We start from the raw sequence: 17,631 nt of genomic DNA, 5'->3' as shown, positions 1-17,631 counted from the left end.
CACCGCCCCAAACCACCCACCCTGCCCCGCCGCGTCTGCATCAACGACCCGCACCAAAAAACCATCCTCAACCTGTCTCACACAGGTTGACAAATACCGGGAAGGCCTGCCGCTCTCACGCGGCCGACGACAACGCTCATGAAGTCCGCGCTGTGTCAGACCGCATTGAGTCCGCGTATCGCGGCCCTCACCGCGCCGGCACCGACCACGTCTGATCGATCACCACCCTCGCATGCTGATAACTGATCTCACCCGTCTCCAACGCGGCGCGGGCCAGCCCGAAGCAACGCCCCGACTCGACCAGTTCCGCCCGCCGGGCGAACGCCCCGTCCAACCGTGCCTCGATAGCGTCGGCCCGCGACTCAACCGGCGGCGCCGAACCAGGTGGTGACCCCGGGCGAATACAGCACGGAATCCGGCTCGCGTCCGGCCAGCCCGGGGAACCCCGCCACGGCGAGCAGGGTGTCGTCAAGGCTCACCAGTTCGGCCTCGAAGAGCTCCCACGGCTCGTGGTGATTGCGCAGGTGCACCGTGCGGCCACGCGTACGGGTGAATAGAGCCCAGCGGGCGGTCAGGAAATCGGCGAGCGGATCGCCGACGACCGGGCGGGCAGTCGGCCGAACCACGATCTCGGTGCGCGCCCCGGCGGCCAGATGGCGGCGCGCGGTGTAGCGGTACTCCCCCGCCCCAACCTCAAGCTTGGTGCGGGACCACATGTACGGGATCGAGAACAGTGCCCGGGCCGCCAGCACAGCCGCCAGCCGGGAGGCCTCCAGCGAAACGAAGACCACGCCGCGGTGCCCGTTCGCATCCACCGCGTACAGGCGCACGTTCACCTCAACGAAGGTGCCGAAGTAGGGAATGGGCGGACTGCCGAAGACGGTGGCCCGGTCCAGCACGAACGGGATCAGCCCAACCCAGCTGGCGCCGTCGAATTCGTCGGGCACGAGACCGTCCGGCAGCAGCGGAGCCACGAGAGCGGGGTCCACGCGCCAGTGCACGAACATCAGATTCGACCAGCGCTGGCTCGAGGACGCTCGCCCGGCCAGCAGGGGCGCAACGGCCGAGACCGGGTCCATCGCGGCATCCGTCATCTGGAAATCTCCCCTTGTTCCCCAGCCCATGCGGACCGGACTGCGGCATTCTGTGAACATCAACGCTACTCGCACCGGGACCAGGTCGACGCTTTCGAAATCCGAGCGATCCAGGCGCGAAAGGCCTGAATCAGCGCCAGACCTGACTGCGTCCTACGCCTCGACGGCCGGCGCAGCCAGGGCGCTGTCGACGTCGGCCTGCTGGGCGGTCGTGAGTGAGGCCTGTGGCTTGGCGGTCTTGGCCGCGGCCGCTCCGACAGCGGCCCCACCGACGAGGTTGCCGAGCAGTTCCCGGATGCCGATACCCATGGTCGACTTGAGCACGCCGTCGACCTCGGTGATACCGGAGGCGACATTCTTCGTCAGTTGGCTGGCGCCATCCGTGGAGATGACCGTCAGGTTGTCGATGTTCGCCATCGGAGCGGCCAGCTCGCGGGCGATCTCGGGCAGCATTTCCACCATGCGAAGCTGGATCAGCGCTTCACTCTGCTCGGCTACGGCCTCTGCGGACAGCCGGGTCGCGGTCGCCTCAGCGGTACCGCGGGCGAGGATGGCGTCAGCCTCGGCCTGCCCCTCCGCGCGGAGGGCCTCGGCGTTTGCGATGCGGCTGTCGCGGTCGGCGTTCGCGCCGGCCACTGCGGCCTCCGCCGCCGCGATGGCGGTCACCCGGATGCGGTACGCCTCGGCGTCGGCGATCGCGTTGACCTCGGATTCAAGCTCGGCCTTGCGGAGAGATGCGCGCCGCTGGGCGGTGAGCTCCTGCTCCTGCACGATGGCCTGCTGGGCCTTGGCCTCGGCCAGCGGTTTGGCCGCGGCGGCTTCGGCGGCGGCCTTGTCGGTGTCCAGCTGTAGCGCAGCTTTCCGAAGTGCGAGCGTGTTCTGGGCCTCGGCGATGGCCTGCTCGGCCAGAATGGCGGCCTCCTGGGCCTCCCGGTTGGCCGCGTGCTCGGCAACCTCGGCCTGGCGCCGCACCTTGGCCTGCTCGGCGCGTCCGAGGTCCCGGATGTAGTCGTTCTCGTCAGTGATGCCCTTGATCTCGAACGAGTCCACATCGACGCCCTGGTTGGCCAGGGACTCCCGGGCGGTCGCCAGCACCGAGGAGCCGAGCTCGTCGCGCTTCTGGATGATGGTCATCACGTTCGTGCCACCGATCGACGACCGCAGCGATCCCGACAGTACTTCCTGTGCGAAGCCGTCGATGTTCTTGTCCTGGCCGAGAAACCTCTGTGCGGCGGCACGAATGGCGGCCGGGTCGTCGCCGACCTTCACAATGGCGACTGCTTCCACGGTGAGGGTGACGCCGTTCTGGTCCTGGGCGACGGCCGTGATCTCGATCGCCCGGCTGCGCAGGCTGATCTTGAACGCCTTTTGGAAGAAGGGGGTGATGAACACACCCTGGCCGTGCACGACGCGTTGCCCGGATTCCTCTAGCGTGGCGCCGTCGACGATGGTCTTCTTCGATTTCTTGCCGGTGATGATCAGGGCTTCGTCCGGCCCGGCATTCTTGTAGACGCTCTTGGCATAGAACAGGCCGATCAGGAAGACGACGATACCCAGCATGATGAGACCGGGGATGGGGCTGAGCAGGAATTCAAACATGGGGTCCTTCCGTTCCGCCGGCACGAAGATCATGCACGTGGCCTGGCACTTCGCGCGGCGCGCGCGGGCACGAGACCCTCGAAGCCTAGTGGTCCGAGTCAGGCGGACCCATTCCCATTCGGGGGGTGCAGGTCAGAGCAGGCCGCGCTCCTGAGCGATGGTCACGGCCCGGGCGCGGTCGGTGGCCTCAAGCTTCTGATAGATGTTGCGCAGATGTGTTTTGACGGTGTTCGGGCTCACATTGTGCTTGCGGGCGATGTCCGCCACGGATTGATGGAAGGGCAGCTCGCGCAGCAGCACCCGCTCCCGCTCGGTGAGCGGTGCGACCAGGGCAGGGGTTGGCCCTGGGCCTGGGCGATTCTCCCCCGGCGCCTGAGCGGACCGAGTCAGAATCCGGCTTGCGAAACCGTCGAGGTCCCCCAACCGCCCGACTCTGGTGCCGAGAAGGGACACCCCGAGCCCGCCCACGGCCAGAAAGGCTCTCTCGACCCGCAGCTGCTCAGCCAGGCGCAGCGCCCGAGCCAGCCGGGCATCCGCTTCGGCGGATCGTTCACCCTCCTCGGCGATGCCGGCGAGCACGATCCAGGCGCTCACGAGCGTGGATCCGCGCCAACACCGGGCGGCCGGCGTCGCGGCGGCTTTCAGCCGTTCACCGGCGCCGTGGCCGCCCGGGGCCGGCGGGTACGCGAGGGAGCGGAGCAGCACGGCCTCCAACGAGTCCGCACCCAGCACCTTTTCCACCAGGAGCGTGACACGTCGGGCTTCCGCCCGCCCGTCCAGCGCACCGGTCAGCTCGAACCAGGGAATGCAACACAGGCTCAGCACACGCGGGTGGGCATCCGCATTCTCCCGTATCAAGGCATTCAGACTCTCGAGCGCCGATCGCCGCCTCGGGTCCGCCGCCGATGCCGACAGGGACAGGAGGGTCTGGGCGGACACGATCAGTCCGGAATCGCACACCAGAGGGTCGGCCGTGACAAGCCGTTCCAGGATGCCCCGGCGCCCGTGGCCGGGCGCGCTGCGGCACCCGTCGCCCGAGCCAGTTGATCGTCGATGAGGCTGGCGCGGGCCCAGTCGCCCCGGCGCGAGGCCGCCACGGCGGCGAGGTCGCCGGCAAGCAGGAACAGCCATTGGTAACCGGCATTCCGCGCGGTCACGGCCACCATTCGCAGTCCCGCTTCGGCTCGCTCCGCCTCGCCCAGACCGGCGCGGCACCGGGCCTCCGCGGTGGCGGCCAGCAGGTCGACACCGAGGTTCTTCCGCCTCCCCGGTGCGGTGCGGACGGCGCCCAGCCTGGCCAGACGGTCCCGGATTTCATCAGGTGTGGCTGCGAAGAAGGCGGCAAGCGCGTCAATCACGACGGTCCAGACCTTCGCACTGCCGCCGGACGCGAGCCCCGCCGTCTCGAGCTCCGCCAACAGGTGGCCGGCCTGCCCCCGGTCGGGAAAGTACGGCGCGTCCAGGAGCAGCCTCAGGGACGCCGTCACGGATGCACCTGGGTCCCCGGCGCGCGTGGCGGGCTCTGCCAGGGCACGAAGGACGAGGTCTGGCGTTCCCCTGAGCACGAGATCGAAACCGAAAGCATCGAGCATCTCGGCGGTGAGGATGGGCAGCCCGGCAGCAAGCGCCTGCTCGAGAGCGTTTTGACCGTCGGCGCGGCGCGCGAACCACCGGGCCGCGGTCTCGTGAGCCGCCGCCGCCACGAAGTCACGTCGCCGCGCCTCGCTCTGCAGATAGGCCAGCAGGATCGGGTGGATGCGATACGCCCTGGTGTCGTCGCCGCTCTCCCTGGTGATGAGTGCGCTGGGCCCGGCCAGCCGGTCCAGCACCGCCCCGGCATCCGCTCGCTTCGTCACCTCGACGGCCAGGTCGACCGAGAGGACAGGCCTGACGGCGGCGCGCAGCATCGTGTTCTCATCACCGTCAGCCCAGCCGGCGATGATCTCCGACCGGAGGAAACCGGCCACCGCGGGATCGTCACCGTCAAAATTCGCCACCAACCGTGCGGAATCGTTCCTCCCGTGCAGGAACGGCACGATCAGCATCAGACCGGTCACCCATCCCGCAGTGCGCTGCAGCAGGATCGTCGTCTCCTCGTCCGTCAAAAGGAGACGATGCGCGGCGGCGAGCGCCAGCAGCTCGCTCCGATCGAACGCCAGGTCCGCAGGCGCCACGTCGACCATGGAGCCGTCGCCGCGCAGTCGCGTCGGCCCTGCGCCCGGCCGGGTGCGCCCGGCGACCACGAGACGGATGCCCTCGGGCGCCGACGCGACCAGCTCGCCCACCGGCCCCGGCCGATCCCCTTCGACACGGTCCGACCCATCGATGAACACGTACCGGGTGTCCCCGTCGCCTGACACCCCCGAGCGCCGCCCGACCTGCCGCCAGACATCAGCGGGATGCAACCGGCCCGGCTCCGGCGCGCGTACCCAGGTGATCGACTCCCCCTTCCGGTGAAGGCGGCCTGCCCAGGAGGCCAGCAGGGTCGTCTTCCCGGAACCTGCCACAGCCCACACGCAGACGAAGCGGACTTCGCCGGCGATGAGCCGATGAAATGCGCCGTCAAGCCGCGGCCGCTCCACCTCAGCGGTCGACGGAGCCGGGACCAGCGCGCCGACCCCCGGTGACGGGGCAGCCGGTGACGGGGCTCCCGGTGTCAGGGCTGCGCCCGGAACCGCCATCTGAGCCGGTATCCGATGCGAGGTCATAGAGACACGTCCTCCATTCGCGGCCCCGAGTGGTCGTTCAGCCTCGTCACCCTAGCTCTCGGCCTGCCCCACGGCTAGGGTGCCCGGTGCACGCCGCACCGACGGCAGCGCGTTCGAGCGTTCGGAATTCACCCGTTCCGGGTGAAGGTGGTCCGGCCGCCTGGACGTACAACAGTGGCACCCGTCACATTGTGTCGTGGTCGACGCTCGACGCTCAACGCTCGAAGACGGCAGTGCCCGAAGATGAGGAGAACGAGCCATGGACTTCTGGGAAAACCTGTGGGGGACGATCTGGTTCTTCTTCTAGACCTTCGCGATAGTTTCGTATTTCTTTGCTCTCTTCGGCGTCATCGTCGACCTGTTTCGGGACCGGCAACTCGGCGGCTGGGCGAAGGCGGCGTGGTTACTCGCCCTGTTCTTCGTTCCCTTCCTCACGGTGCTGATCTACGTGATCGCCCGCGGCGAGGGCATGGCGGAACGCAGTTCCAAGGAGTCGAAGGAGTACCGGGCGCAGACCGATCAGTACATCCGCAGTGTCGCCGGAACCAGTGCCGGGCCCGCGAAAGAGATCAGCCGGGCGAAGGCCCTGCTCGATGCGGGCACAATCACCCCGGCCGAGTTCGACGCCCTGAAGTCCCAGGCGCTGTCGAGGTCTTCCTACACCCAATAGGACAGACACCGAATAGGACAGCACCTGATCGAGCCGGGCGCTGCTTCATGCCTAGACGGCGTCGAGCGCGTAGCCCTCTTCACCGTGCACGATGGTGTCCACTCCGGCCACCTCGTCTTCGTTGTTGATTCGGAAGCCGATCGTCTTCTGAATGATCACCCCGATGCCGTAGGCCATCACGAAGGAGAAGATCGCGATGCCGAAGGCTGCGACGAACTGCACCCAGAGCTGGTTGAGGCTGCCGGTGTCGAGCAGGCCGATGCCCGACCCGAAGACACCGATGTAAAGCGTTCCGATCATGCCACCGATGAGGTGGATGCCCACCACGTCGAGCGAGTCGTCGAAGCCCCACTTGAACTTCAGGTCGATGGCAACCGCGCACACCGCTCCGACGAGGACACCGAGGACGATCGCCCAGAACGGGGTGAGGATGTTACAGGCTGGGGTGACGGCGACGAGCCCGGCGACGGCACCCGAGGCGGCACCGATCGAGGTGGGCTTGCCGTCCTTGATCTTCTCGACGATCAGCCAGCCGAGAATACCGGCGGCGGGAGCGACAAGCGTGTTGATCCAGGCGAGGGCGGCGACACCGTCGACGGCGGCTTCGGAGCCGGCATTGAAACCGAACCAGCCGAACCAGAGGAGCGAGGCGCCGAGGAGGGTGAGCGGAACGTTGTGGGGCTTGGAGATGCCCTTCTTGAAGCCCACCCGCTTGCCGAGCACCAGGGCGAGAGCCAGACCGGCTGCACCGGCGTTGATGTGCACGGCGGTGCCACCGGCAAAGTCGTTGACCCCGAGAGCGGCGGGAGCCCAGCCGTCGGCGAGGTTGAAGACCCAGTAGGCGACTGGGAAATACACCAGGGTCGACCACACGGCGGCGAAGATCAACCAGGCGCCGAACTTGGCACGGTCGGCGATCGCACCAGAGATCAGTGCGACGGTGATGATGGCGAAGGTGGCCTGGAAGCCGGCGAACGCCAGCCCGTTCAGGTCGGGAGTGAGGGATCCGTCTTCAGCGGCGCCGAGCAGCCCACTCAGGCCGAGCAGCCCGGACGGGTTGCCGAGGAAACCGGGGATCAGCGGCGGGCCGAAGACAAGCCCGTAGCCGTAGAGCACCCACAGCACACCGACGACGCCCATCGCGCCGAAGCTCATCATCATCATGCTGATGACGCTCTTTGCCTTCACCATGCCGCCGTAGAAGAAGGCAACACCGGGAGTCATCAGAAGCACGAGGGCGGCCGCGACGAGGAGCCACAGGGAATTGAGATTCAGGGCTATTTCATCAGGTGTGGCGTCCAACAGGACTGACAGTTCAACCATGGATATGGTTACCTCTCGCTAACTAACAGTGATTGCCGTCGACGTGCACAGGGTGAGCGGTTGATCGTGTCTCGGCGGGTACAGAGTCAGTTTGGAGTTGGCAGGTTTCGGTGAGTGCGCGCGGATGTTTCGCCCGCGTTACGCGCCGTGCGACGGTGTTAACATCGCGTTTCGGCAGGCAGAGCGGTGGTCAGGCCCCGATCAGTCGTGGATCAGTCGTGCGGTGGAAGCTCACCTGTGGTCAGCGCCACGAGACGGGACTGGGACCGCTGGTACTTCTTGCGGTAACCGCCGGAGAGCATCTCCTCGTCGAAGACCTCGTTCAGTGGCTGGCCGTTGGCGATGATCGGAATCTCCGCGTCGTAGACCCGGTCGATGAAGGCGACCAGCCTGAGGGCATCCGTCTGGTCGGTCAGCAGGTACACATCGGTCAGGGCGATGACGTCGATGCCGTGGATCAATTTGATGTACTTCGACGGATGCACCGTGCTGAGATGTCGGATCAGGTCGCCGAAGTCGTCCCGGGTCACCGTGGAGCCGCGTTCGACCAGGGCGGGCACCAGCTGGTCCAATTCGTCCCGGGGCACGGCGATGGCGTGGCCCTCGATGTCACGCCTGCGGTAGTCGAGGCCGTCGATGCGCACGATCTCGAAGTTCGCGGACATCGCCTGGATCTCGCGGAGGAAGTCGATCGCGGCGAAACGCCCCTCGCCGAGCGAATTCGGCGGAGTGTTCGATGTGGCGGCGACGCGGGTACCCGAGGCCACGAGCTCGCCCAGAAGCCGGGTCATCAGCATGGTGTCGCCCGGATCGTCGAGTTCGAACTCGTCGATGCAGATCAGACGGGCGCCGGAGAGCTGCTTGACGGTGGCTGCATAGCCGAGTGCTCCCACCAGTGCGGTGTACTCGATGAAGGTGCCGAAGTATTTCGGTCCCGGGGCGGCATGCCAGAGCGCGGCCAGCAGGTGGGTCTTGCCGACGCCGAAACCACCGTCCAGGTAGATGCCCGGCAGCTCCGGCTTGGGCTTGCGGGTGCGGGAGAAGAAGCCGCTGGGCCGTTGGGCCAGCCAGGCTCCGGCAAAGGCGCCCAGCCGTTCCACGGCCTCGAGCTGCGAGGGGAAGTTCAGGTCAGGTCGGTACGACGCGAAGGAGGCGTGCTCGAACTGGGGCGGCGGAACCAACTCGGCCACGATCTCCGGCCCGGTGATGCTCGGAGAGCGATCGGCCAAACGTTGCACCTGGCTGAGAGCTTGTGGAGCCATGCTGTAGTACCCGGTTTCTGTGTCGGACTGATAGTCCCGGTCGGAGCATCATCGTTGAAGAACGACCGCGGATGCGATCAGGAGCCATACCGCGTAGATTCGAAAACGCGGACCGGTAACCAGCCTAAACCGCGCCCATTTGATTCCGGTGTCCATCGGACGCCACCAGGAGGTTCCCCCCCATGTCTGTTGATCTCGATCCGGCACCGAAGTTCATGGCCTACGCCCACCCCGAACGTCTGGTCAGCACCGAGTGGCTGCAGGCGCATCTCGCAACCCCCGGTCTTGTTGTCGTCGAATCGGACGAAGACGTTCTGCTCTACGAAACCGGCCACATTCCGGGAGCCGTGAAAATCGACTGGCACACCGACCTCAATGATCCGGTCGAGCGCGACTTCGCCAACGGTGCCGCCTTCGCCGCAATGCTCGGTGCCAAGGGCATCTCCCGCGACACCACAGTGGTCATCTACGGCGACAAGAACAACTGGTGGGCGGCCTACGCCCTGTGGGTGTTCACCCTGTTCGGCCACGAAGACGTACGCCTGCTCGACGGTGGCCGTGACAAGTGGGCGGCCGAGGAACGAGGCCTCACCCGGGACAGGCCAGTTATCACCCCGACCGTGTACCCGGTCACCCCGCGCAACGATTCCGCCATCCGCGCATTCCGCGAGGATGTCTTCGCACACTTCGGGAACCCGCTGATCGACGTGCGCTCCCCCGAGGAGTACACCGGCGAACGCACCCACATGCCGGCCTATCCGGAGGAGGGCGCCCTGCGCGGCGGCCACATCCCGTCGGCGGCGTCGGTGCCGTGGGCGCGCGCCGCTGCCCCGGACGCCACCTTCCGCACCCGCACCGAGCTGGACGCCATCTACCGTGACGAGGCCGGCCTCTCCGACGGCGACAACGTCATCGCCTACTGCCGGATCGGCGAGCGGTCAAGCCACACCTGGTTCGTTCTGACCCACCTACTCGGCTTCGAAGGCGTGCGCAACTACGACGGGTCCTGGACCGAATGGGGTAACGCCGTACACGTGCCGATCGTGATGGGCACGGAGCCGGGCGACGCACCTCAGCCCCGCTGAGCCGGTCGGCCCACTCGGATTCCGGGGCCTCACGGCCCGAGCATGGCAGAATGAGTGTCGATGACCGCCACCGAACTTCCCGCCAAACTGGCCGAGATCCGCGACGACTTCCTCGAACTCGAGGAGTCCGACCGGCTGCTGCTGCTGCTTGAGTTCGCCGACGAGCTACCGGCGCTCCCGCCGCGCTACGCGGAGCACCCGGACCTGCTCGAGCGGGTCGTTGAATGCCAGTCCCCCGTCTTCATGTTCGTTGAGGTGGACCACGAGTCTGCGGTGCACCTCTACGCGACCGCTCCCCGGGAGTCGCCGACGACCCGGGGCTTTGCCTCGATCCTGGCCCAGGGTCTGGATGGCCTCAGCGCCCAGGAGGTGCTCGATGTGCCGGATGACTATCCGAACACGATCGGATTGACGACAGCGGTGTCTCCCCTGCGCATCCGCGGCATGACAGCCATGCTCGCCCGCACCAAGCGCCGCCTGCGCGAGGGCGCTGCGTGACCCTGACCCGGGTGTTTCCGGAACCGGACGCGGGCGGCGACACGGTCGACCTGCCGCGAAGCGTCGACGGGCTCGACCCGGTCAGCCGGGACTGGCTGTTACGGCGCTACGCCCCGGCGCCCGGCGCGTACCTGCGGGTCAATATGATCGCCAGCCTGAACGGCGGCGTGGCCGGGACCGATGGCACCTCGGATTCCCTCTCGAGCCGCCTCGACCGCCGGATCCTGGGTGTGATCAGGGAACTCGCCGACGTCGTCCTGGTCGGCGCCGGCAGTGTCCGTGCGGAGGGGTATGTCGTGCCGGCCCGAGCGGCCCTCGCTGTCGTCACCAGCAGCGGAAACCTGGCCGGTCATCGGCTCGAGCACGTTATGCACCGGGACTCCGCACACCCGGACTCCGCACATCGGCAGCCGGTGTTCATCCTCTGTCCGCGCTTCGCAGTCAGCCGGGTGGAGGCCGCCACGGTCGGGGCCCACGCGACCGTCGTGCCGCTCGACGATGAGAACGGTGTCCTCACTCCGGCCACGATTCTCGCGGCTCTCTGCGCCCTCGGCCTCCCGCGCATCGTCTGCGAGGGAGGGCCGGTGCTCGCCGGGCGATTCTTCGCGGCCGACCTGGTCGACGAATTCTGCCTGTCCACGAGCCCCCAGGTGGTGCTCGGCGGCCGGGGTTTACTCGAATCGGCCACGGCCGGATCCACCGGATTCAGGATGCGGCAACTTCTTCTGGACGACCAGGGAGCGACATACGCTCGGTGGGAGCGATCTCGACCAACCAGTTAGTGATGGCCTGATTCCAACCCTCGCGGTCGTAGTTCCACAGCTTCGTGTGCCGCGCTACCGCGAACGGCAGAAAGGTCACGATGTCGGGTCGGCGCCCGGCCAGGGCGCGGGAGCCGGTCGCGGGCACGAATCCGTCGTCGTCGCTGTGCATCAGGAGCACCGGAAGGTCGAGCTCGGCGGCGCGCGTGACGAAATCGAGGCGTCCGAAGTCGATCGGTTGGGTCTGACCGGTGACGATCTTGCCCCAACGCCGTCCCAGGACCTCCAGAGCACCGCTGGCGATGACCGCGGGCAGGCCGAGCAGGCCGCCGTGGAAGCGCGCGACATCCGCCCAATCGATCACGGGCGAGTCGAGCACGATGCCGACGATCCGGTCGCGCAGCGTTGATCGCGTCGCGCTCTGCAGCACGATCGCGCCGCCCATGGACCACCCCATCAACACGATCTCGGTCGCACCGCGGTGCACCGCGAACGCGATCGCCGCATCGACATCCTGCCATTCCGCGTCTCCAAGGGAATACCGGCCGTCGCCGCTGCGCGGTGCCTCCCCGTCGTTGCGGTACGACACGAGCAGGGACGTGAAGCCCGCATCCCGGAAGACCGGCGCCGCTCGCAGCGTCTCCTGCCGCTGCACCCCGCGCCCGTGCACCTGGATCACCCAGCGGCCGTCCGGCTCCTCGGCCGGGATCAGCCAGGCCGGGGCGTCACCGACATCGGTAGGAACGAGCACGTCCTCGAAGGCGAAGCCGAGGTCCCAGGGCCCGAGGTACGAGTAGCCGCCGAGTCGGCCGCGCTCGGCCCGGGCCAGATCCCCGTGATCGACGCGCAGAATGCGCCGCGTCACCTTCGTGGGCGTGAGACGGAGGATCTCGCCCAGGTGGGCGTGTCCTGTATCGCCCGAGAACCAGAAACTGTAATCGCCCTGCAGTACGGAATCCGCCGTGGACTGCAGCGTGATCGTGCCCGCCACGAGGTCGACGGAGTGGATCCGCACGTCGTCGGAGCGCGTGGACAAGGGCGTCACAATCCGACGCGCCATCACGGCCGCCAAAACACCGCCCGCGACCCCCAGCAACACCGTTGCCCCGGCGACTGCGATCCCGGTCACCGCCAGAAAACGCCTCGGGTACCGCCCTGATCCCGCCCTGTCACGCATGACTACCTCCCCTGTCCGGCGTGCCTGACCGACTCCGCTCGAAAAAAACTCTAGTCTGCACACGTGCCCGAAACACAAGAAACGCTCCCGCCGGAGTTCGCCGCCGCCCGCGCATCCTTCGCACGTGCCCGCATCCGTACGGAGCTTGTGGTCAATGAGATTTCCGCACCCGAAAACCTCGCTCCGCACTCCATCGCCTTCTCGGCCGACGTGACCCCGGTGCGTCACGGGAGCGACTCCGATCTCGGGACCGGACGCTTCATCCTGCTGTACGACCCGACCGAGCCCGAGGAATGGGGCGGCGCCTTCCGCGTCGTCTGCTTCGTCCAGGCTCCCCTGGAAACCGACATCGGCCTCGACCCGTTCGTCGCGGGGGTCACCTGGTCGTGGCTGGTCGATGCTCTCGACGCCCACGGGGCACGGTATACGGCGGCCTCGGGGACCGCGACTAAGATTATCTCGTCCGGCTTTGGCGAACTTGCCAGGCAGGGCGATGGCGCGCAGATCGAACTGCGAGCCTCGTGGACGCCGCTGGACCATAATCTCGCCGCCCACGTCGAAGGATGGGGCGAGCTGCTCTGCATGCTCGCAGGTCTTCCACCCACTGGCGAAGGAGTGAGCATGTTGTCCACACGCCGAACCGGTCGTGCTTGATCACCAGGTGATCGATACGCGGGACGCCTACCTCGCGGCGACCGCAGCCCTTAGCGCGGGCACGGGCCCGATCGGCATCGACGCTGAACGAGCCTCCGGCTTCACCTACTCCCAGCGCGCCTACCTGATCCAGATCTATCGGCGCGACGCTGGCACATTTCTGTTCGACCCGCCCGCGATCGGCGACTTCTACGAGCTCAACCAGGCTCTGCGCGATGACGAGTGGATTTTTCACGCCGCGAGCCAGGACCTGGCCTGCCTGCGCGAGGTCGGACTTGACCCCCGGCACATCTTCGACACTGAACTGGCCGCTCGCCTGCTCGGAATCCCCCGGGTCGGCCTCGGCACGGTGGTGGAAGAGCTGCTCGGCATCCATCTTGCCAAGGAACACTCCGCTGCCAACTGGTCGACCCGCCCGCTGCCGGAGGCCTGGCTGGTCTACGGCGCGCTCGACGTGGAACTGCTTCCCGACCTGCGTGACCGTATGGTCGACATGCTCGCCACCGACTCCAAGACCGACATCGCCGCGCAGGAATTCGCCGCCGTGCTGGCGCGTGAGGCCAAGCCCGTCGGCCCCGAACCCTGGCGCCGCCTTTCCGGCGTGCACTCCATCCGGGGACAGCGTGGCCTGGCCGTGGCCCGGGAGTTGTGGCTGGCTCGCGACGCTCTGGCGCAGGAGCTGGATGTGTCCCCAGGCCGGCTCGTGCCCGACGCGTCGCTGACGGCGGCAGCACGGGCCATGCCGGCGAACCGGCAGGCCCTGGCTGATCTGAGGGAGTTCAGCGGCCGTGCGAGCCGCAGCGAACTCGACCGCTGGTGGGATGCCATCCAGAAAGGCTTGGCGTCAACCGACCTGCCGTCGCTTCGGGGGAACGGCGACCTGCTCCCGCCCCCGCGCGCCTGGTCCGACCGCAATCCCGAGGCTGACCTGCGCTACAAGGCCGCTCGCGCAGCCCTGACCGTGGTCTCCGAGGAGCTCGCCATCCCGCTGGAGAACCTCGTCACCCCGGACTATGTCCGCCGAGTGGCGTGGACACCGCCCGAGAACGTCGACCCCGCATCCGTCGGGGAGGCGCTCGCGCACCTGGGTGCGCGCACCTGGCAAATTGAAGTGACCGCACAACGGATCGCCGATGCCTTTGTGGATGTCCACCAATCGATCGAGCTCTCTTCGGAAGCGGATTCGTAGGATCCGTCCAAGGATTCGACCCTCCACGGGAGCCCCTTTAGGATCGACCGACACCTGATCGATGATGGAGGCAAAGTGGCCGATAGAACAGAAGTCGTGTTTGTGGACGGGGTTCGTACCCCGTTCGGACGCGCCGGTGAAAAGGGCATGTACTGGAACACCCGGGCGGACGATCTCGTGGTCAAGGCCATGATCGGACTGCTGGAACGCAACCCGACGGTCCCTGGGGAACGCATCGACGAGGTGGCGATTGCCGCCACCACCCAGACCGGCGACCAGGGCCTCACGCTCGGTCGCACGGCGGCACTGCTTTCCGGGTTGCCGAAGTCGGTACCCGGATTCGCCATTGACCGGATGTGCGCCGGTGCCATGACCGCCGTGACCACTCTCGGAGCCGGGATCGGATTTGGCGCCTACGACTTGGCCATCGCCGGCGGCGTCGAGCACATGGGACGCCACCCGATGGGTTCGGGCGTCGACCCGAATCCGCGTTTCCTGTCCGAGCGCCTGGTCAGCGAGGACGCTCTCAATATGGGCGCCACGGCCGAGCGCATCCACGACCGGTTCCCGGCCTACACCAAGGAGCGGTCCGACCGGTTCGCCCTGCGGAGCCAACAGAAGGTCGCCGCGGCCTATGCCGCCGAGAAGATACAGCCCGACCTGGTGTCGGTTGCGATCCGCAGCGATTCCGGTTGGGGGCTGGCGACCCGCGACGAGGCTCCCCGCCCCGAAACCACGATGGAGGGCCTCGCGACTCTCAAGACTCCCTTCCGTCCCCACGGACGGGTCACTGCCGGCAACGCGTCCGGGCTCAACGACGGTGCCAGCGCCTGCCTCCTCGCCAGCGGCAAGGCCGCCAAGGATCTCGGTCTCACCGTCAAAATGAAGATGGTCAGCTTCGCCTTCGCCGGCGTTGAGCCGGAGGTCATGGGCCTCGGCCCGGTCCCCTCCACCGAGAAGGCCCTACGCAAGGCCGGCCTCAACATCACGGACATCGGCCTGTTCGAACTCAATGAGGCTTTCGCCGTGCAGGTCATCTCGTTCCTCGACCACTTCGGCATCGACGACGAGGACCCGCGGGTGAACGAGTACGGCGGCGCGATCGCCATCGGACATCCGCTCGCTTCCTCCGGCGTGCGCCTGATGAACCAGCTCGCCCGTCAGTTCAGCGAGCACCCGGAGGTGCGCTACGGCCTCACCGCCATGTGCATCGGCCTCGGCCAGGGCGGCACCGTGATTTGGGAGAACCCGAACTTCAACCGGAAAGCAAGCAAGCGATGAGCAACTACTCCGAACTCGATTTCACCCCGCTGGTCGAGCTGTCTGCCGACGAGGTCGTCACCCACTGCTACGTACACGATGTGCCTCTGTCCGGTGGAAAGATCCTGGCGTTGGTCACGCTCGACAACGGCCGGGACCACACCCGCCCGAACACGCTCGGCCCGATCACCCTGCTCGAGTTCGCCATGACGATGGACCTTCTCCGGGAACGCGCCGCCCTCGGCGCCATCCACGGCGTCGCCGTCACCGGCAAACCGTTCATCCTCGCCGCGGGCGCCGACCTGAGCAAGGTCAGCGAGATCCCGTCGCTCGCGACGGGCAAACTACTGGCCCAGTTGGGCCACTATGCGCTGGGCAAGCAGGCCGAACTGGGTGTGCCCTCCTTCGTGTTCATCAACGGGCTCGCACTGGGGGGCGGGCTGGAGATCGCCCTCAACGCCGACTACCGAACCGTCGACGCGACCGTGCCCGCGATCGCGTTGCCCGAGGTGTCCCTTGGGCTGATCCCGGGCTGGGGCGGCTCCTACCTGCTGCCCAACCTGATCGGCATCGAGAACGCGCTCAAGGTGATCATCGAGAATCCGCTCAAGCACCGCACGCTCAAAGCGGCGGATGCTCTCGAGCTGGGCATCGCCGACGTGCAGTTCGCCTCTGCCAGGTTCCTCGAACAGTCCATCGAGTGGGCCGATGGCGTGATCGCCGGAAAGACAAAGGTCGCCCGGCCCAATACGCCCGGCAAGGTCGAACGGCTCGTGAAATGGGATGTGGCCGTGGGAGTGGCCCGCAAGATGCTGGAAAACCGCATCGGAACCGTCGCCCGGTCGCCGTACATCGCACTCGACCTGCTCAAAGCAGCCAAGAGCGGATCTCGCCAGGAAGGATTCGAGCGGGAAGACGACTCCTTGGCCGAACTCATCTCCGGAGACCAGCTGCAGGCCAGTATTTACGCGTTCAACCTGGTGCAGAAGCGAGCCAAGCGGCCGGCCGGTGCGCCGGACAAGGCCCTCGCCCGCCCGATCAAGAAGGTAGGCGTCATCGGCGCCGGCCTGATGGCCAGCCAGTTCGCCCTTCTCTTCGTGCGTCGCCTGCGCGTGCCCGTAGTGATCACTGACCTCGACCAGGCCCGCGTCGACAAGGGCGTCGCGTACATCCACGGCGAGATCCTCACCTTGGAGACCAAGAACCGTATCTCCCCCGACGAGGCCAACCGGCTCCGCGCTCTGGTCACGGGAACGACAGACAAGGCACAGTTCGCCGACGCCGACTGGGTGATCGAGGCGGTCTTCGAGGAACTCGGCGTGAAACAGGATGTCTTCGCCGAAATCGAGAAGCACATCTCTCCCGACGCCATCCTCGCCACCAACACCTCGTCCCTCTCGGTCGAGCAGATCGGTGCGAAGCTGGCCCACCCCGAGCGCCTGGTCGGTTTCCACTTTTTCAACCCAGTGGCGATCATGCCGCTGATCGAGGTCGTGAACACCCCGCGGACCAACGACGCCACTCTCTCCACGGCGATGGTCGTGGCAGCCAAACTGCGAAAGAACGCGGTCATCACCCGGGACACCCCCGGGTTCGTCGTGAACCGCCTCCTGGCGAAGCTCTTGGGTGAGGCCATGCATGCCGTCGACACCGGCACCCCATTCGAGGTCGTCGATGGGTCACTGGCTCCGTTCGGGATGCCGATGACCCCGTTCGAGCTGCTCGAGCTGGTCGGCCTCAAGGTCGGCGCACACGTTCTGGACACCCACCATGCCGCATTCCCGGACCGGTTCTTCGAGAGCGCGAACCTGCACAAGCTGGCCGAGCACGGAACCATTCTGGAGCGCGACGCCAAGGGCAGGATCAAGGGCTTCGACAAGGGCGCCGTCAAGATCGTCGCGGGCGGGCAGACCCCGATGACAGCCGAGCAGATCCTGCGCCGGATCGGGGACGGCCTCGCCGATGAAATCAAGCGGATGCTGGACGACGGCGTCGTGCACGCCGCGGAGGACATCGACCTGTGCATGATTCTCGGGGCCAACTGGCCGTTCCAGATGGGCGGGATCACTCCCTACCTCGACCGTGTCGGCGCGAGCGAACGGGTCTTCCAGGGCACGTTCCGCACCCCACCGATCCGCGGCGTCGCTGCCGCGGGCCTGCCTGCCACCCGCACGACCGTAGGCGACTGACCGTAGGCGACTCACCGTAGGCGACTAACGGCGATATTATTGTGCGGCCGGCGGGCCGGAAGGGTGAGGCCCGCCACGTGGGGGCGTTGGGATTCGCCCGGGTCGAGGATTTTCGAACCGGGCGTTCCCCTTGCCGACGTAGGCGATCAGGGGACCTCGATG

At 67.0% G+C, this 17,631-nt stretch carries 15 protein-coding genes; 8 read left to right on the top strand and 7 right to left on the bottom strand.

Annotated elements, in window-relative coordinates; all coding sequences use genetic code 11:
- Positions 1-362: 362 nt before the first annotated feature.
- The 4 genes from E3O62_RS16265 to E3O62_RS16725 all read right to left on the bottom strand — a co-directional run bounded on the left by E3O62_RS16265 (position 363) and on the right by E3O62_RS16725 (position 5,200).
- On the bottom strand, positions 363-1,094 hold the full coding sequence (locus tag E3O62_RS16265) for a YqjF family protein (RefSeq protein WP_134399259.1): 732 nt from the start codon (positions 1,092-1,094) through the stop codon (positions 363-365).
- Positions 1,095-1,247: 153 nt separating this feature from the next.
- Positions 1,248-2,693 (bottom strand): flotillin family protein, encoded by a 1,446-nt coding sequence (locus E3O62_RS16260; RefSeq protein WP_166784677.1) that lies wholly within the window; start codon positions 2,691-2,693, stop codon positions 1,248-1,250.
- 132 nt (positions 2,694-2,825) lie between these two features.
- Positions 2,826-3,551: a LuxR C-terminal-related transcriptional regulator gene (locus E3O62_RS16255; protein WP_166784678.1), complete on the bottom strand. Its 726-nt coding sequence runs from the start codon at positions 3,549-3,551 to the stop codon at positions 2,826-2,828.
- Positions 3,552-3,634: 83 nt separating this feature from the next.
- Positions 3,635-5,200 carry a hypothetical protein gene (locus tag E3O62_RS16725; RefSeq protein WP_166786521.1) on the bottom strand — a complete coding sequence of 522 codons (1,566 nt, stop codon included), beginning with the start codon at positions 5,198-5,200 and terminating at the stop codon, positions 3,635-3,637.
- Between the two features lie 517 nt (positions 5,201-5,717).
- Here E3O62_RS16725 and E3O62_RS16250 point away from each other — a divergent pair.
- A complete protein-coding gene (locus tag E3O62_RS16250) occupies positions 5,718-6,071 on the top strand; it encodes an SHOCT domain-containing protein (protein ID WP_241973557.1) in 354 nt (117 codons plus the stop codon).
- A gap of 51 nt (positions 6,072-6,122) precedes the next feature.
- Here E3O62_RS16250 and E3O62_RS16245 read toward each other — a convergent pair whose 3' ends face one another.
- Entirely contained in the window at positions 6,123-7,394 is a 1,272-nt protein-coding gene (locus tag E3O62_RS16245; protein WP_134399257.1) for an ammonium transporter, read from the bottom strand.
- Positions 7,395-7,606: 212 nt separating this feature from the next.
- Positions 7,607-8,656 carry a cell division protein ZapE gene (gene zapE, locus E3O62_RS16240; protein WP_134396207.1) on the bottom strand — a complete coding sequence of 350 codons (1,050 nt, stop codon included), beginning with the start codon at positions 8,654-8,656 and terminating at the stop codon, positions 7,607-7,609.
- A gap of 182 nt (positions 8,657-8,838) precedes the next feature.
- Between zapE and E3O62_RS16235 the strand changes: the two genes are divergently transcribed.
- Genes E3O62_RS16235 through E3O62_RS16225 form a run of 3 tightly spaced genes read left to right on the top strand, consistent with a single transcriptional unit; the run spans position 8,839 to position 11,021 of the window.
- Positions 8,839-9,741 (top strand): sulfurtransferase, encoded by a 903-nt coding sequence (locus E3O62_RS16235; protein ID WP_134399255.1) that lies wholly within the window; start codon positions 8,839-8,841, stop codon positions 9,739-9,741.
- A gap of 60 nt (positions 9,742-9,801) precedes the next feature.
- Positions 9,802-10,239, top strand: a complete 438-nt coding sequence (locus tag E3O62_RS16230; protein WP_134399253.1) for a SufE family protein — start codon at positions 9,802-9,804, stop codon at positions 10,237-10,239.
- A complete protein-coding gene (locus E3O62_RS16225; RefSeq protein ID WP_134399252.1) occupies positions 10,236-11,021 on the top strand; it encodes a dihydrofolate reductase family protein in 786 nt (261 codons plus the stop codon). The genes E3O62_RS16230 and E3O62_RS16225 overlap by 4 nt, the downstream gene beginning before the upstream one ends.
- On the opposite strand, the gene E3O62_RS16220 is transcribed toward E3O62_RS16225, so the two are convergent.
- The gene (locus tag E3O62_RS16220; RefSeq protein WP_166786520.1) at positions 10,945-12,129 is read right to left on the bottom strand and encodes a S9 family peptidase; all 1,185 of its coding nucleotides are present in this window, start codon (positions 12,127-12,129) and stop codon (positions 10,945-10,947) included. The genes E3O62_RS16225 and E3O62_RS16220 overlap by 77 nt on opposite strands.
- Before the next feature lie 111 nt (positions 12,130-12,240).
- Between E3O62_RS16220 and E3O62_RS16215 the strand changes: the two genes are divergently transcribed.
- The 4 genes from E3O62_RS16215 (at position 12,241) to E3O62_RS16200 (ending at position 17,469) form a co-directional block, all read left to right on the top strand.
- A complete protein-coding gene (locus tag E3O62_RS16215; RefSeq protein WP_134399248.1) occupies positions 12,241-12,831 on the top strand; it encodes a DUF3000 domain-containing protein in 591 nt (196 codons plus the stop codon).
- On the top strand, positions 12,824-14,020 hold the full coding sequence (locus tag E3O62_RS16210; protein ID WP_134399246.1) for an HRDC domain-containing protein: 1,197 nt from the start codon (positions 12,824-12,826) through the stop codon (positions 14,018-14,020). The genes E3O62_RS16215 and E3O62_RS16210 overlap by 8 nt, the downstream gene beginning before the upstream one ends.
- Positions 14,021-14,095: 75 nt before the next feature.
- Complete coding sequence (locus E3O62_RS16205) at positions 14,096-15,301, top strand: thiolase family protein (protein ID WP_134399244.1); 1,206 nt, start codon at positions 14,096-14,098, stop codon at positions 15,299-15,301.
- A complete protein-coding gene (locus E3O62_RS16200; RefSeq protein ID WP_134399242.1) occupies positions 15,298-17,469 on the top strand; it encodes a 3-hydroxyacyl-CoA dehydrogenase NAD-binding domain-containing protein in 2,172 nt (723 codons plus the stop codon). The genes E3O62_RS16205 and E3O62_RS16200 overlap by 4 nt, the downstream gene beginning before the upstream one ends.
- The last annotated feature ends 162 nt before the right edge of the window (positions 17,470-17,631 follow it).

Origin of the sequence: Cryobacterium sp. TMT2-15-1 (assembly GCF_004402345.1) — a bacterium.
Taxonomy (GTDB): domain Bacteria; phylum Actinomycetota; class Actinomycetes; order Actinomycetales; family Microbacteriaceae; genus Cryobacterium; species Cryobacterium sandaracinum.
This window is presented reverse-complemented; position numbering and strand designations above follow the sequence as displayed.